The sequence below is a fragment of the Rhodococcus sp. Eu-32 genome (assembly GCF_003336925.1).
GTDB classification, from domain to species: Bacteria; Actinomycetota; Actinomycetes; order Mycobacteriales; family Mycobacteriaceae; genus Rhodococcoides; species Rhodococcoides kyotonensis_B.
Map to the genome: position 1 here is coordinate 125,004 of NZ_QGNK01000011.1, position 14,678 is coordinate 139,681.

A 14,678-nucleotide genomic window follows, 5' to 3' on the forward strand; every position below is an offset into this window, starting at 1 on the left:
TGCTGCGGGCCATCGATGCCGAAATGTGGGGGCGACGAGCGATCAGAAGAACTGCCCACTCACGAATCCGGCGAGAAGCACTGCCGTACCGCCGATTTCGGCGACGATCAAGGCCCACATGAACGCGTTCGTGCCGTGCACCGGGTTCTGGAACTGATTGTCCGTGTCCTTCGCCCACCCGTGGTACATGTAGCTCGCGATGGCCGCGACGAAGAAGAACACCACCACCAGCCCCGCGATGAGGTTCACGGCCGTCGCGAATCCGGAGAATTCCGTCAGCGCGGCCAGTACGAGCGTCGCGAACGAGTACATCAGCGCAGCGCGATGCGCGATGTCGACATAGGGGTGCGCGAGGGCCGTTGGCGACGTCGACATTTCTCGGAACTTCCACACCCCGAGCGCGAGCGCCCACAACAGAATCAAGCCTGCGAACAGCAGCAGAATCTTGGTGTCGACGCCGATCACGCGACGTCACCGATGCAGTAGCCGTTCGGCCCGGATGCAAGCGTGAACACTCGATTCTGCTCGAACCCCGACACGTCGGTGACGTCGGCGTACACCGTCGTATAGGTCCCGTTCACCGCTGCGACGTAGACGCTGTCGGGGTTGTACGACGCGGACCCGGTGAGCCGGCCGGGGTTGTTCACCAGCGGCGGAACCGTCGGCGCGCCGGTGCCCTGCGGGTCCCACGTCGGCTCGTCGGCACAGACGAGAGGGAAGTCGCCCTCGAGATCGCCCGGCGACACGGGACTGCCGGTGAAGCGGCCCAGGTAGCGGGCGACGGTGTAGGTGGCGTCGGCGTCCGAGAAGACGGGCTGGGTTCCGGCAGGCGAGATACGAGGGCAGGCATAGCCCGACGCGACGTCGGTGCGTGCGACGGACAGTGTGACCGCGGGCCCGTTCCATGTCACTGTGGACGGCCCGTCGACGCCGGGTGCGGCGGCCGCGTCGAGAATCGCCGGTACGTCCGCATACTGCTGCGGAACCTCGGACGGCGGGATGGTCCAGCATGTCGGTGCGACGGCCGGGATGCCGCCCGCTTCGAGGTCGACCAGGAACGCACGCAGCGCCGACGCGGCCTCCGGGTTCCCGGCGACGTCTCCGACCGCCGGTCCGGGAGGGGGTGCGACTGTGGTGGTCGGCTGCGTCGTGGTGGTCGTGTCCTCCGTGGTCGGCGCCGACTGCGTCTCGGTCGGCAGCCCCTGCTGACCGTCGCCCCCGCAAGCGGTGAGCGCCAGAACTGCCACCGACAGCCCGACTCCGGCGATGGAAAAACGGCGCACGTCACTCATGTTCAGCTGACCTTCCCCACTTTGTCTTCTCCCCGAGTTGCCGATGCGACTACGCTAGCCGACTGTGGAACCCGTCTACCGATCTGTCATCGGCATTGCCCGTGCGGTCTTCGCTTTCGAAGGCCTGAAATTCGAGGTCGAGGGCGAGGAGAACATCCCTGCGACCGGCGGTGCGGTCATCGCCGTCAATCACACCGGCTACATGGACTTCACCTACGCGGGTCTGCCGCCGCGGAGCGTGAAGCGGTACATCCGCTTCATGGCGAAGAAGGAAGTGTTCGACAACAAGATCTCCGGCCCGATCATGCGCGCTCTGAAGCACATCCCGGTCGATCGTGCTGCGGGTGCCGAGTCCTACAAGGCGGCAGTGCAGGCCCTGCAGAAGGGTGAACTGGTCGGCGTGTACCCGGAAGCGACCATCAGCCGGAGCTTCGAGATCAAGGAGTTCAAGTCCGGCGCGGCACGCATGGCCATCGAAGCGGGCGTTCCGATCATCCCGACGGTCATCTGGGGCGCGCAGCGCGTGTGGACCAAGGGATTCCCGAAACGGTTGGGGCGCACCAACACTCCGATCTCGATTGCCGTCGGCGAGCCGATCGCTCCCGTCGGTCCCGCGAGTGAACTGACCGAGAAGCTGCACTCGACGATGCAGGAGATGTTGCTGAAGCTGCAGACCGGTTACGAGCACGAGCCCGGCGCCTACTGGGTGCCCGCGCGTCTCGGCGGTAGCGCTCCGACGCTCGAGGAAGCCAACAAGCTCGACGCCGACGACGCGGCCGCGAAAGCAGCACGGAGACAACAGAAGTAACGATGTCCCGCGAACCCGTCTACGCCACCCTCACCGCGCTGGTGCGGGCGATCACGGCGGTGCAGGGTTTGCGGACCACCTACCGCGGCACCGAGAACATTCCGCGCGAGGGCGGCGTCGTGCTTGCGGTCAATCACACGGCGTACCTGGACTTCATGCAGGTCGGGCTCGTCGCGCGGCGCGGTAAGCGGCGGGTTCGCTTCATGATGAAGAAGGAATTGGAAGCGAACCCGATCGTCGGGTTCTTGATGCGGCACTGCAAAGCGATCGGCGTCGATCGTGAGGCCGGGGCAGCGTCTTTTGCGGCCGCAGTCGAATCATTGCGCGACGGCGAACTGGTGTGCGTCTATCCCGAGGCCACGATCAGTCGAAGCTTCGAGCTCAAACGGTTCAAGTCGGGTGCCGCGCGGATGGCTCTCGAAGCTCAGGTGCCGATCGTTCCCGTCGCGATCTGGGGCGCGCAGCGGGTCATGACGAAGGACATTCCGAGGGCGGTGGGTCGGCACAATTTCCCGATCCACATCGCCGTCGGCCCGCCCATCCAGCCGCACGGCACGCCCGACGAGCTGACTGCAGAGCTGCGGACGGCGATGGAGACGACGCTCGCGGCGGCGCAGGACGGGTACGAGCATCCCGTCGGCGCACGGTGGGTTCCGCGACGCCTCGGCGGAACAGCACCGACGCTGGAAGAGGCACTGAAGATCGAAGAGGCCGAAATGGCGGCCAGACGGGCTGCGAGGGAGAAGTAGCGTCGGCCAGGTTTTTCGGGAACGACCGCGCACGTTCCAGCAGACGCGCGTGTTGCAACGTGCGCACTCACTGCAACGTGCGCGCGGGGATGGTTGAGCCTACGGTCCCGGAATCCTCACCTTGACCGCGCACGTTCCAGCAGACGCGCGTGTTGCAACGTGCGCAGTTGCTGCAACCTGCGCGCGGGGGTGGTTGAGTCTACGGTCCCGGCATCCTCACCTTGACCGCGCACGTTCCAGCAGACGCGCGTGTTGCAACGTGCGCACTCACTGCAACCTGCGCGTGGGGACCGCAGCCACCACCCGGGAGAAGTAGCGTCAGGCCACCGACGCGTGCCATACCAGTGCCGCGGCGAGCGCGCCGAGGCCGTTCAGCGACCAGTGCAGTGCGATCGGGGCGAGCAAACTGCCGCTGCGACGCCTCAGCCACGTGAAGACGAACCCGGCGGCTGCGGTTGCGAGGACGGCGGCGACGATACCGGCGACCTGGCCGAACACTCCGCCACCCAGGAAGTTGCTCAGCCCGGCGTTGCCTGCGGTCAGGCCCAGTGACGACGCGATGTGCCACAGTCCGAACAGCAGTGACCCGGCGGCGAAGACACCGCGAGCGCCGTAGATCCGACCCAGCGTGCCGTGCAGCACCCCGCGGAACGCGAGTTCCTCGGGGATGACCGTCTGCAGCGGAATGACGATCATCGACGCCACCAGAGCAGCCGAGATGGTCGCGTAGCGGTCCGCCATGAAGAACGGCCTGGTCAGCGGGAACAATGCACCGATCGCGACGACGGCCAGCACGAGGCCGACGGCACCGAGCGCGTACAGCGACCCGGTCTTCCACTGTCTCGGGGACAGGCCGAGTTCGGCCCACCCGAGCCCGCGCCGACGCGTCAGGGCAACCAGGACGACGGCCGCGATCGGGACCGTCGCGACGCTGGCCCACACGGTGGTGAAATGCGCGATCAGGTTGGTACAGACGAGTACGGCGACGACGATGGCGACGTCGAGGTACGCGTGGAAGCCGCGCCAGCGAGCAGCGTTCGCGGCGTCCTTCGTCATGAGCATCCCGCCGAGTGTACGGACGGTTCCTGAGAACGTCAGCCGAAGAGGAGATCACCGTGGCTGCGTTGCCCGTCGCAATCCGCGGTAGGCCGGGACGACGGAGACGGCGAAGATTCCGACCGACCAGATGCCCGCTTTCGCCAGCGCCGCGCCGGCCGGTTCACCGAGTGCAATCGCCTGCATCGCCTGGATCGCGCAGCTCATCGGCTGGTACTCGACGAGCGGCTGTATCCATGACGGATAGGCGGCGATCGGCACGAAGCCCGGGCTGAGGAACATCGACAGCGAGCAGAACAGCGACACCGTCTCGACGAGTGCCGTCTTGCCGAGCGTGAACGACGCGGCCATGACAGCCGTCGTGAACGCCATGCCGTACACCAACGGGATCAAGACGAACAGCACCACCGAGCCGTGGAACGTGAAACCCAGAAGCAGCCCGACGGCAATGATGGCTAGCGTAGTGACCAGAATTCGTGTGGCTTCTGCCGTCACACGACCCGCGAGGCCGGATGCGCGGTGGATCGGCAACACCCAGAACCTGGCGAGAATGCCTGCGTCCCATTCCCTTCCGAGGGTGACGGCACCGGCGACGGATCCGAGCATCGCGCTGAGCACGGCGGTCATAGGCACTGTCCCGTACAGCGCGTCGTGACCGGAGAACGCCGATACCTGCTGTCCCAGAACGATGTTCAGGATCACCAGCATGATGGCGGGGTAGACGATCGACTGCATCAGGGTCATCGGATCGCGCACGAGATGCAGTAGCAGGCGCCTGCTCTGGATCAGAGTCTGGGGGACGAGCGCGAAGGTGGCGTTCTCGGTCATGGGCGTCTCGTATTCACGCGGAGGGACAGGGGAACGAGCAGCAGGAGCATGCCCGCGAACCACAGCACGGCGGGCAGCAGTGAGGACCCGGTGGCGGTGCCGTCGGCGAGGCCTCGCAGTGCCGTGGTGAACTGTGAGATGGGTTGGTTGCGGACGAACGGCTGCACCCATTGGGGGAACTGGTCGATCGGCGCGAAACCGGTCGACAGCAGGCCGAGAATCAGCTGCGGGAGGACGAGGATCTGCGTCGTCGCCTCCGGGCTCGTGGACAGGGTGCCGACCATGTCTGCGCCGACGATCAGTGTCACCGCGATGACGACGACGAAAGCGACGAAACCTACGGTCTGAAGTGCGCTGCCGGAGAACCGGAATCCGATCACCTGACCACATGCGAGGGCCGCGGCGGAGGAGATCGCACACTTGAGCAGTCCCGTCGCCACGCGCGACGACAGTGGCACGGCCGGCGAGACGGGCATCGACGCGAACCGTCTGTTGATGCCCGTGGTGGCGTCGGTCGCAGCGAGGAACGCCGCCGAGATGGCCGTGAACGCGATGGCCTGCAACGCGATCAGAGGCATCAGGAACTGCCCGAAGTCGGATACGCCGTTGCCGAACATCGAAATGACCTTCTGTAGCGGCAGATAGAAGCCGATCGTGAACACGACCGGCGCGATCAGCGCCGTCACGAACTCACCCGCACGCATCGACGTGCGCAGCGTGCGCGACGTCAGCACCCACCACTGAAAGCCCGAGGACCGGGCAGGCGCGGTCACGACGCGACCTTGTCTGCGACAGGTGTGCCGGTGAGAGACAGGAAGACCTCGTCGAGCGAGGGGCGTCGCAGTGCGATGTCGACGAGTTCGACGTCGGCACCGTCGATTCGGTGCAGCACCTCGGCCAGCGTGCGGGCGCCGTCGGGCGCGGGAACGGACACCCGGTCGGATGTCGGGTCGAGGAGGAAGCCACCCGGAAACATCGGTCGGAGGACCTCGGCGACGGCGGGCACGTCGTGCGGGTGCAGCGGAACCACCTCGCAGTAACTTCCACCGGTGCGTGCCTTCAGTTCCGCCGAGGTTCCCTCGGCGACGACCGTGCCGTGATCGACCACGACGATCCTGTCGCTCAACACATCTGCCTCCTCCAGATACTGCGTCGTCAACAATGTGGTGATGCCCTGGTCCGAGAAGCCGGCGACCAAGTCCCACACGGCCTGTCGGCTGCGCGGATCGAGTCCTGTGGTCGGCTCGTCGAGAAACACGACCTCGGGTGGGACGACGAGACCGCAGGCGATGTCGATGCGGCGACGCATCCCACCGGAGTAGCGGCCGACGCGTCGACCGGCCGCGTGGGTGAGGTCGAACTCGTCGAGCAGTTCGTCCGCACGACGCTTCGCATCGCGGCGCCGCATGCCCATGAGTCGGGCGAACATCACGAGATTCTCGTAGCCGGTGAGGGTTTCGTCGAGCGTGGCGTTCTGGCCCGTCAGCATGATGGACGCGCGGACACCTGCGGGGTCGGTGACGACGTCGTGTCCTGCCACGCGTGCCGTCCCGCTGTCCGGTGTGACGAGTGTGGCCAGGACACCGACGGTGGTCGTCTTGCCCGCGCCGTTCGGCCCGAGCACCGCCAGCACCTCACCGCGCTGGGCGGCGAAGTCGATGCCGCGCAATGCCTGGACGGGGCCGAACGATTTGCGGAGGTCGCATACTTCGATCGAGGTGGTCATGTGATCCTTCCTAGGAGGCGAGTGCGTAGGTGAAGTGGGCGGACAGCGGGGCCGAGATCTGGTGCAGCGAAGCGGAATCCAGCATGCCGTCGTGGGTGGCGTCGACAGCATGGTCGTCGATCCAGCCGGTGACGTAGGTTCGCCACGTCTCGGCGGCGTGTGAGTCGCGAGCGCTGAAGAACAGCACGTCCCCGTCGAACACCGGCGGGCGATATCCGGCGAGCAGTCGTAGTGCGTTGTTGTAGGCCGTCGCGAGACGGTCGACGTGCTGCGCTTCGACGGGAACTCCGACGGTTTCCCGAACCCGCATCGCTGCGTCGTCCGCAGTGATCTCGGACGTCACTCCGTCGATGCCGAGTACGGGCGCGAACTCACCGAAGAATTCACCGGTGGTCAGTGGATTCGGCGGTTCGAGCTCGCACGCGTCGACGTCGGAATCGAGCATCGCCAGCAGCGACACCTCCTGGCCCATTGCTTGCAGCCGGGTTGCGACTCCGTGTGCGACGAATCCGCCGTACGACCACCCGAGCAGGTTGTACGGGCCATGCGGTTGCACCGCGCGGATCTCGGCGAGATACCGATCGATCACGTCGTCGAGGTGCGTGGACGTCGTTGCCACCCCGGCCAGTTCGGGTGCCTGGATACCGTAGACGGTGCGATCCGTTCCGAGCATCGCCGCGAGTCCCGCGTAGCTCCATGCCATCCCGGATGCGGGATGGATGCAGAACAGCGGAGCCTCGGTGTCGCCGCGCCGCAGCGGGACGACGGTGTCGAACGGTGTCGATTCCGAGCCGGTGTCGCCGTCGTCGATTCGGCTCGCCAGCGTTGCTGCAGTGGGGGATTCGAACAGGTCACGCAGCGACACAGGTGACGAAAGAGCCGCGTTGATGCGCGTCACCACTCGGGTCGCGACGAGCGAGTTGCCGCCGAGGTCGAAGAAGGAGTCGTCGGCACCGACATCGTCGACGCCCAGTATCTCGCTGAACGCGTCCACCACGAGCAACTCGATCGGTGTGCGCGGAGCGCGGTAGCGTCGACGCCGAGATGCGAAGTCCGGCTTCGGGAGCGACGCCGTATCCAGTTTCCCGACGGGAGTCAGCGGGACCTCGTCGAGCATCTGGACGACCGTCGGGACCATGTATCCGGGCAAGCGTTCGGATGCGTGCTGCCGCAACGCTTCCGGATCCGGTGTCGTGCCGTCGGCGGCAAGAACGTAGGACACCAGGACCGTCGCTCCCGCAGGTGCGTCGACACCGACCGTGACGGCGAACTCGACGTCGGGACGCTCGGTGAACGTCGCGTCCACCTCGCCGAGTTCGACACGGAAGCCGCGAATCTTCACCTGGAAGTCGGCGCGGCCCTGGTAGTGCAGTCGCTCTCCGTCCCAGCGGACGACGTCACCCGTGCGGTACATGCGAACGCCGGGATCGGTGGGATGCGCGACGAATCGCGTCGACGTCAGGTCCTGGCGGTTCTGATATCCACGCGCGACGGCGGGGCCGGCGAGGTACAGCTCGCCGGGGGTGCCGTCGGCGACCGGGCGGAGCCAGCTGTCCAGAACCAGCATCGATGCCCCGCGAATCGGACCACCGATGTCGACCGGTGAATCTGTCTGCAGCGGAGCCGAACCCGTCGCCCAGATCGTGAACTCGGTGGGTCCGTAGTGGTTCAGCATCACCCGATCGCCTGCCCACCGCTCGACGACGTCGCGACTCGGTGCCTCACCCGCGACAGCCAACACACGCACACTGTCGATCGGATCCACCGTGGCCAGCGCTGCGGGCGTGATGACCATGTGCGTGATGCGTTCCCGACGCACCAGCTCGGCGAGCTCGACACCTGCCATGACGGTCGGTGGTGCGACGACCAGGGTGCCGCCGTGTGCACAGGCCATGAGCGACTCCGAGATCGACGCGTCGAAACTCGGTGAGGCGAAGTGCAGCACGCGTGCCGTGCTGTCGAGGCGAAACTCCTCGCGCTGTGACTCGGCGAAATTCGCCAGCCCGCGATGCGGAACCGCGACGGCCTTCGGCGTCCCGGTCGATCCAGACGTGAAGATCATGTAGGCCAGGTTGTCCAGGTGTGGAGCCGGTACGTCCACAGGTGTTGTGCTGCAGGCGGTGTCGGTGGCGTCGATCCACGTCATCGGCGCGTTGAACGCGGGGCGGGAGCGTAGCCTGCGGAGTGACCCAGATTGGTCCAGCTGCTGGTCCGCGATGACACCGATTCGCGCGCCACAGTCGTCGAGCATGCGCTCGATCCGCTCGGCGGGCAGTTTCGGGTCGATCGGAACGAACGCGGCGCCGGTCTTGACAACCGCCCACATCGCGAGGACCGACTCGATGGACCTCGGGATCGCCAGTGCAACGAACGTCTCCGGCTTCGCGCCGTGCCGAACGAGTCGGTGTGCCAGCGCGTTCGACCGTGCATCGAGTTCGCGGTAGGTGATCTCCGTGCCCTCGTAGGTGACGGCGATGCGATCGGGGTGTGCCGCGACCGTGTCGGCCAGGATCGACGCGAAGGTACGCGGAGCGTGTGCTTCTCCACCACGGATGGGCTGTGCAGCCGGCGACAGGGCCAGGACTTTCGTGTCCGGCTCGGCAGCGACCCGCGACAGCAGATCCACGCACCGGTCGAGTACTGCTTCGGGATCGTCGACGGCGTTCTCCAGGTACTTCAGCGTGATCTGCAGTGAGTCACCCGGGATGATCAACAGCGACAGCGGATACGGAGTTGCGTCGGTGCCTTCGGCGTCGACGACCCGCATTCCGGCCAGGTCCAGTGACTGCGACAGCGCCGCTCGGTCGACCGGATACGACTCGAACACCGTCGACGTGTCGAACAGTTCGGGAAGTCCTGCTGCCTCGTGGATATCGCTGAGCCCGACGTACTGGTGGTCGAGCAACTGGGACTGTTCGTTCTGGACGCGAGACATCAACTCGGCGAGCGTTTCTCGCGGGCCCAGCTGGACTCGGACGGGAACGGTGTTGATGAACAGTCCGACCATCTGCTCGACGCCCGGCAGAGCCGGTGGCCGACCGGACACCGTGCCGCCGAAGACGACGTCGGTCCTGCCGGTCAGCGACGACAGCGTCAACGCCCACGCGATCTGGATGGCCGTGTTGATCGTGATGCCGTGCGTCCTGGCCAGCCCGTGCAGAGCGGCCGTGACGTCGGCGCCGAGGGCCCGGGAGTGCTCACCCGCGGTGCTGTCGCCGCCGATGTGGTCCGACGACGACACGAGCGTCGGTTCGGTGACTCCGTTCAGTGCCTCCTGCCAGGCCAGCCGAGACGCGCCGCGGTCCTGGTCTGCCAGCCAGCTCAGGTATTCGCGGTAGGAGCGTGCGGGGGGAAGTGCACCGAGACCGTCAAAGGCTGCATAGAGCGTCAGCAGTTCTTGCACCAGCAGGGGCGTGGACCAGCCGTCGAGCAGGATGTGGTGGTTGGTCATCACCAGGCGGTATCGGTCGTCGGAGGTGCGGATCAGTTCGAACCGGATCAGCGGCGGATGTGCCATGTCGAAGCGAGTAACCCTGTCCTGCTCCAGGATTCGGCCCAATGCTGCGTCTTCCGCGCCACGTAGATCGGTCTCGGTCCAACCGACGTCGAGTTGATCCAACACGATCTGGCGAGGGCCCGAATCCTGCTCGCGGAAAGCGACTCTCAGGTTCTCGTGCCGGTCGACGAGTGCCTGTGCTGCATCGTGCAACCGGCCGGCGTCGACGGTGCCCGTCAACGTCAGAACGGACTGGACGATGTAGCTGTCCGGACCCTCCGCGTCGAACACCGCATGGAACAGCAAGCCCTCCTGCAGCGGCGACAGGGGCCACACGTCGATCAGTTCCGGGAATTCGGTTTCCCACGAATCGATCTCGGTCTGCGTCGTGCGCACGAGCGGGAAGTCCGACGGCGTGTGCCTCGTGACGGTCTCGGCGTCGGCGTGCGCGGCCAGGGCAGTCAGTGCATCCATCCACGCGGTGGCCAGGTCGTCGACATCGTCGAACATGGTCGACGCGTAGGAGAACGTCGCCACCAGCTCGGTGTCCGAACCCGTCTGTTCCGCAACGACATTGATGTCGATCGCGGCGGGAAGCGGCATGGCCGGATCGGCATGCGACGCGAATCGGGCAGGCACGAAGGGGGAATCGGCTGCCGTCTGCACGCGCCCCAGATAGTTGAAGGACACCTGGGGCGTCACGGCGATCTCCGACGCGTCGGCCAGGTGGCGCAGCATGCCGTAGCCGATGCCGTGGTCCGGTATCGTGGCCAGTCGTTCCTTGACCGCTTTCAGCGCCGTGCCTGCGGCCAAACCCGCGGCGAACGCGTCGGCGATGTCGATGCCGGTCAGATCGAACGCGACGGGGAAGACCGTCGTGAACCATCCGACTGTGCGCGCCAGATCGGCTCCGGGCACTGCCTGCTCCTCTCGTCCGTGGCCTTCGAGCGAGACCACGGACGTCGCACGGCTACGCCAACGGGCGACGGCCAGGGCCAGTGCAGCCAGCAGGACATCGTTCGGCCCGCACCCGAAGCGGTCGACGACGGTGCCGAGGACGGTGTCGGTGAGTGCCGCCGGGACGGTCACGACGCTGTCGACGCGGGTGGCGACGGTATCGATCGCCGGATCGATCGAGCGGTGCGACAGTGGGGCATCCGGTGTGCGTGCGATGTCGGACCACAGGGACACCTCGTCCATGCGCCGGGCGGCACAGTCGGTCAGTCCGTGCGCCCATCGGCGCATCGAGGTGCCGACGGGTTCGAGCGACTCACCCATCACGGCGGACGCGAAATCCGGCAGCAGGATTCGCCACGACACTCCGTCGACGGCGATGTGGTGCAGGACGATCCACAGAGAATCGTCGGTGCGAGCCAGCTGGACGACCTTCCCGCTTTCCGGATCGAGACGGTCCGCGGCATCCTCCATGCCCCCGTTGACGAATGCCGCTGCGGCATCGACGGATCCGGCCGGCATGATCTCGTGCTTGTCCGTGACGCGGGAGCGCAGGGCGTCGTGATGATCGATCAGAACCGCCGCTGCGGTGATCAGCGTGTCGTCGGAGATGCCGTCGGGAAGGGTGACTCGGACCGCCTGGCTGTAGGTGCGGAAGTGGCCCGCAGCCACCATCTCGGCGGCAACCGGCGTGAACGGCACGTCTCCGACGCCGCCGCCCGGTAGTTCGTCGAGCACCGGTGCGGCGACGATATCGGTGGCGATGTCGGCCAGTGCTGCAACGGTCTTGCGCTCGAAGACGTCGCGAGCGGTGAAGTGCAGTCCTGCGGTCTTCGCGCGGGACACCAGTTGGATCGAGACGATACTGTCGCCGCCCAGGGCGAAGAAGCTGTCGTCGGCGCCGACGGAGTCGATACTCAGAACGTCCTCGAACAGTGCTGCGATCGCGATCTCCCGTTCGGTGCTCGGCGGTCGGTGCGACGTCGACGTCGTGAACACCGGGTCGGGAAGTGCTGGGCGGTCGACTTTGCCGACCGGGGTCAGCGGGACCGTGTCCAGCACCATGATCGACGACGGCACCATGTAGGCGGGCAGGGTCGCGGACAGCTGCGCGGCCAGGACGGCGACGTCGACCCGTCCGGTGACGTACGACACGAGAATCGTTGCACCCGAATCGGTTCGGTGGCCGATCGTCATGACGAAGTCGACGTCCGCTGCGGCGGAGATGGCCGCGTCGATCTCGGTGAGCTCGATGCGGAACCCGCGAATCTTGACCTGGAAGTCGCTGCGTCCCGAGTACTCGAGCTGGCCATCGGAGTTCCAGCGCACGAGATCGCCGGTGCGGTAGAGGCGTTCGCCGGGGAAGTACGGGCTCGCGACGAACCGGGATGCTGTGACGGCCGGACGATCGTGGTATCCGCGGGCCATTGCCTCACCCGCCAGATACAGCTCGCCGACGCGTCCAGCGGGGACGGGCCGCAGCCAGCGGTCCAGAACGATGGCCGACGTGCCGCCGACCGGGGTGCCGATCGTGACCGGGCCGTCGACGCTCATCGGTGCGCTGTAGGTGGACGTCACCGTCATCTCGGTCGGCCCGTACCCGTTGATCATCTGCCGGTCGCCTGCCCACCGGGCGCGAAGCTCCGATGGGCAGGCGTCGCCACCGACGACTACATGGGTCAGGTCGGACAGTTTCGTGGGGTCGAGCGTGCCGAGAACGGCAGGGGTGACGTCGGTGTGTGTGACGCGCTGCGCGGTCAGCAGGTCGGCGAGTTCGCTGCCGCCGTAGGTTCCGGGAGGTACGACGACCACCGTCGCGGCCGCCGCGAACGTCACCAGCAGTTCCGACAGGGACGCGTCGAAACTCGGTGAGTAGAAATGTGTCTGGCGCGAGTTCTCGGTCAGTCCGAGGCGGGTGACACCGTCGTCGACCAGATCGGCGAGTCCGCCGTGCGTGACGACGACGCCCTTCGGCTTCCCCGTCGACCCCGACGTGTAGATGATGTACGCGGCGTTACCCGGGCGGATCGGCGCGATACGGTCGGCGTCGGTGATGGGTTCGGTGGAGAAGTCGTCGTGTCCGGTGACGTCGTCGATCGACAACAGTGCGCCGGAGTCGGACACGAGGTAGTCGATTCTCTCCTGCGGGTAGGTCGGGTCCACGGGGACGAACGCAGCGCCGGTCTTGGCGACGGCCCACATCGCGACGATCGACTCGATCGAGCGTGAGATCTGGACGGCTACCGTGGTTTCGGGGCGCGCGCCGTCGGAGATGAGTGCGCGAGCAAGACGGTTCGAGCGTTCGTCGAGTTCGCGATAGGTGATCTCGTCGTCACCGTTCGCGATGGCGATTCCGTCGGGGCGCCGGGTCGCCGCGTCGCCCAGGATCTCCGGAAAGGTTCGTACGGCAACGGGTTCGGCGCCGCTGTGCATCTCGTCGACGTCGGTCATGTCGAGGGTGACGATCGGTGTGGACGGCGAGTCCAGGAATCGTTCGAGGAACGCGAGGAATGCGGTGTGATGGCGTGCGAGATCGTCGTCGGAATAGAGCTCCCGATTACCCTGGAAATCGATATGCGTGCTCTCACCGCCGACACCTGGATAGATGTTCACGAACAGGTCGTCGATCATGCCCGACGTCAACACGTGCAATCGGCCGGTGAAGTCGCCCAGCATAATTCGCGTGTCGAACATCATCATGTTGACCGACGGTCCGAAGCCCGACGCGTTGCCGAGATCGCGGGCGATGTCTTCCTGACGGTATCGCTGACGCCGCAGGGCCCCCGTGAGTTCCAGTTGCGCGTCGCGCACCAGATCGGCGACCGACGTCGCGGCCGTCAGCCGCAGACGCAGGGGGACGACGTTCGCCATCATGCCGCCCGAGCGTCGCAGCGCGGCGGTCGTTCGTGCCGAGACCGGCAGGCTGAGGGTGACCTCGGTGCTGTCGGTGGCACGGGCCAGATACGCACCGAAGGCGGCGACGGTGACGGGTGCGACGCTCGACTCGAGCTGCGCCGCAACCTCTTCGAGACGCTGCGACATCGCGCGGCTCAGTTCGCCGCGGTGCAGCCTCGGATGTGCCCCGGCCGGTGCTGCGTGTCCGGCCAGGCTGACCGGGTCGGGAAGTCCGGCGAGATGCTCGGTCCAGTACTCGCGGTCTGCGTCGAAGCGGTCCGACGCGCGGTACTTACGGTCGGCGTCGACGAGGATGTTCAGGTCCTCGGCCTTGGATGCCGGTGCGTTGGAACCGAGGGTGTAGAGCTCGGCGCAGCGCTTCAGCAGCGTCATCGCGCCGTACCCGTCGAGGGCGATGTGGTGGATGCGGGAGTACCAGAACGACTGCTCGTCGCCGACGCGCAGGACGGCCATGTTCACGAGACGATCGCGCGTCGGATCGAGGGGCGAGGTGTACTCGTCGTACATCCAGGCTCGCGCGGCGGCGATCGGATCTGCCTCGTCGCGGAGGTCGAAGTACGGCATGGTCTCGGGGGTGGAGGGATCGATCGTCTGCATCGGGTGGCCGTCCACCTCGACGATGCGCAGGTAGCCGGTGCCGAACTCGCGGCCCGCGGTCTTCGCCGCAGTGGTCAGGCGCTCGATGTCGAGATTGCCGTGGATCTCGACGTACTGCGCGATGGAGATGGGGACGTCGCCCGCCAGGTGCTGCGCGAACCAGATTCCGCGCTGAGCGGCGGAGAGCGGGAAGGTCGTGGCCTCTGAAGTGGTGAAATCCATGTACAGAACACTCGTCGGGATCGGGCTTCGCCGA

9 protein-coding genes are annotated in these 14,678 nt (G+C 66.4%); 2 read left to right on the plus strand and 7 right to left on the minus strand.

What is annotated here, in order from left to right; genetic code table 11:
- Positions 1-42 precede the first annotated feature (42 nt).
- A complete protein-coding gene (locus DK926_RS15205) occupies positions 43-465 on the minus strand; it encodes a hypothetical protein (RefSeq protein ID WP_114331111.1) in 423 nt (140 codons plus the stop codon).
- A complete protein-coding gene (locus DK926_RS15210) occupies positions 462-1,292 on the minus strand; it encodes a hypothetical protein (RefSeq protein WP_114331112.1) in 831 nt (276 codons plus the stop codon). Before DK926_RS15210 ends, DK926_RS15205 begins: the two co-directional genes overlap by 4 nt.
- Before the next feature lie 64 nt (positions 1,293-1,356).
- On the opposite strand from DK926_RS15210, the gene DK926_RS15215 reads away from it, so the two are divergent.
- Entirely contained in the window at positions 1,357-2,100 is a 744-nt protein-coding gene (locus tag DK926_RS15215; RefSeq protein ID WP_114331113.1) for a lysophospholipid acyltransferase family protein, read from the plus strand.
- 2 nt (positions 2,101-2,102) lie between these two features.
- Positions 2,103-2,849, plus strand: coding sequence for a lysophospholipid acyltransferase family protein (locus DK926_RS15220; RefSeq protein ID WP_114331114.1), 747 nt, complete (start codon positions 2,103-2,105; stop codon positions 2,847-2,849).
- Positions 2,850-3,167: 318 nt separating this feature from the next.
- Here the strand turns inward: DK926_RS15220 and DK926_RS15225 are convergent, their stop codons facing one another.
- From DK926_RS15225 to DK926_RS15245, 5 genes are read right to left on the minus strand one after another with little or no spacing between them, the layout of a single operon-like run.
- Positions 3,168-3,911: a CPBP family intramembrane glutamic endopeptidase gene (locus tag DK926_RS15225; RefSeq protein WP_114331115.1), complete on the minus strand. Its 744-nt coding sequence runs from the start codon at positions 3,909-3,911 to the stop codon at positions 3,168-3,170.
- A gap of 48 nt (positions 3,912-3,959) precedes the next feature.
- The gene (locus DK926_RS15230; protein ID WP_114331116.1) at positions 3,960-4,733 is read right to left on the minus strand and encodes an ABC transporter permease; all 774 of its coding nucleotides are present in this window, start codon (positions 4,731-4,733) and stop codon (positions 3,960-3,962) included.
- Positions 4,730-5,506, minus strand: a complete 777-nt coding sequence (locus tag DK926_RS15235) for an ABC transporter permease (protein ID WP_243636832.1) — start codon at positions 5,504-5,506, stop codon at positions 4,730-4,732. Before DK926_RS15235 ends, DK926_RS15230 begins: the two co-directional genes overlap by 4 nt.
- Positions 5,503-6,459, minus strand: a complete 957-nt coding sequence (locus DK926_RS15240; protein ID WP_114331117.1) for an ATP-binding cassette domain-containing protein — start codon at positions 6,457-6,459, stop codon at positions 5,503-5,505. Before DK926_RS15240 ends, DK926_RS15235 begins: the two co-directional genes overlap by 4 nt.
- 10 nt (positions 6,460-6,469) lie before the next feature.
- A complete protein-coding gene (locus DK926_RS15245; protein WP_114331118.1) occupies positions 6,470-14,644 on the minus strand; it encodes a non-ribosomal peptide synthetase in 8,175 nt (2,724 codons plus the stop codon).
- Positions 14,645-14,678: the final 34 nt, after the last annotated feature.

Bases quoted from the DNA above. Each gene is read 5' to 3' on its own strand.
- DK926_RS15220 (WP_114331114.1), top strand. From the start codon at position 2,103: ATGTCCCGCGAACCCGTCTACGCCACCCTCACCGCGCTGGTGCGGGCG.
- DK926_RS15230 (WP_114331116.1), bottom strand. From the start codon at position 4,733: ATGACCGAGAACGCCACCTTCGCGCTCGTCCCCCAGACTCTGATCCAG.
- DK926_RS15210 (WP_114331112.1), bottom strand. From the start codon at position 1,292: ATGAGTGACGTGCGCCGTTTTTCCATCGCCGGAGTCGGGCTGTCGGTG.
- DK926_RS15240 (WP_114331117.1), bottom strand. From the start codon at position 6,459: ATGACCACCTCGATCGAAGTATGCGACCTCCGCAAATCGTTCGGCCCC.
- DK926_RS15245 (WP_114331118.1), bottom strand. From the start codon at position 14,644: ATGGATTTCACCACTTCAGAGGCCACGACCTTCCCGCTCTCCGCCGCT.
- DK926_RS15225 (WP_114331115.1), bottom strand. From the start codon at position 3,911: ATGCTCATGACGAAGGACGCCGCGAACGCTGCTCGCTGGCGCGGCTTC.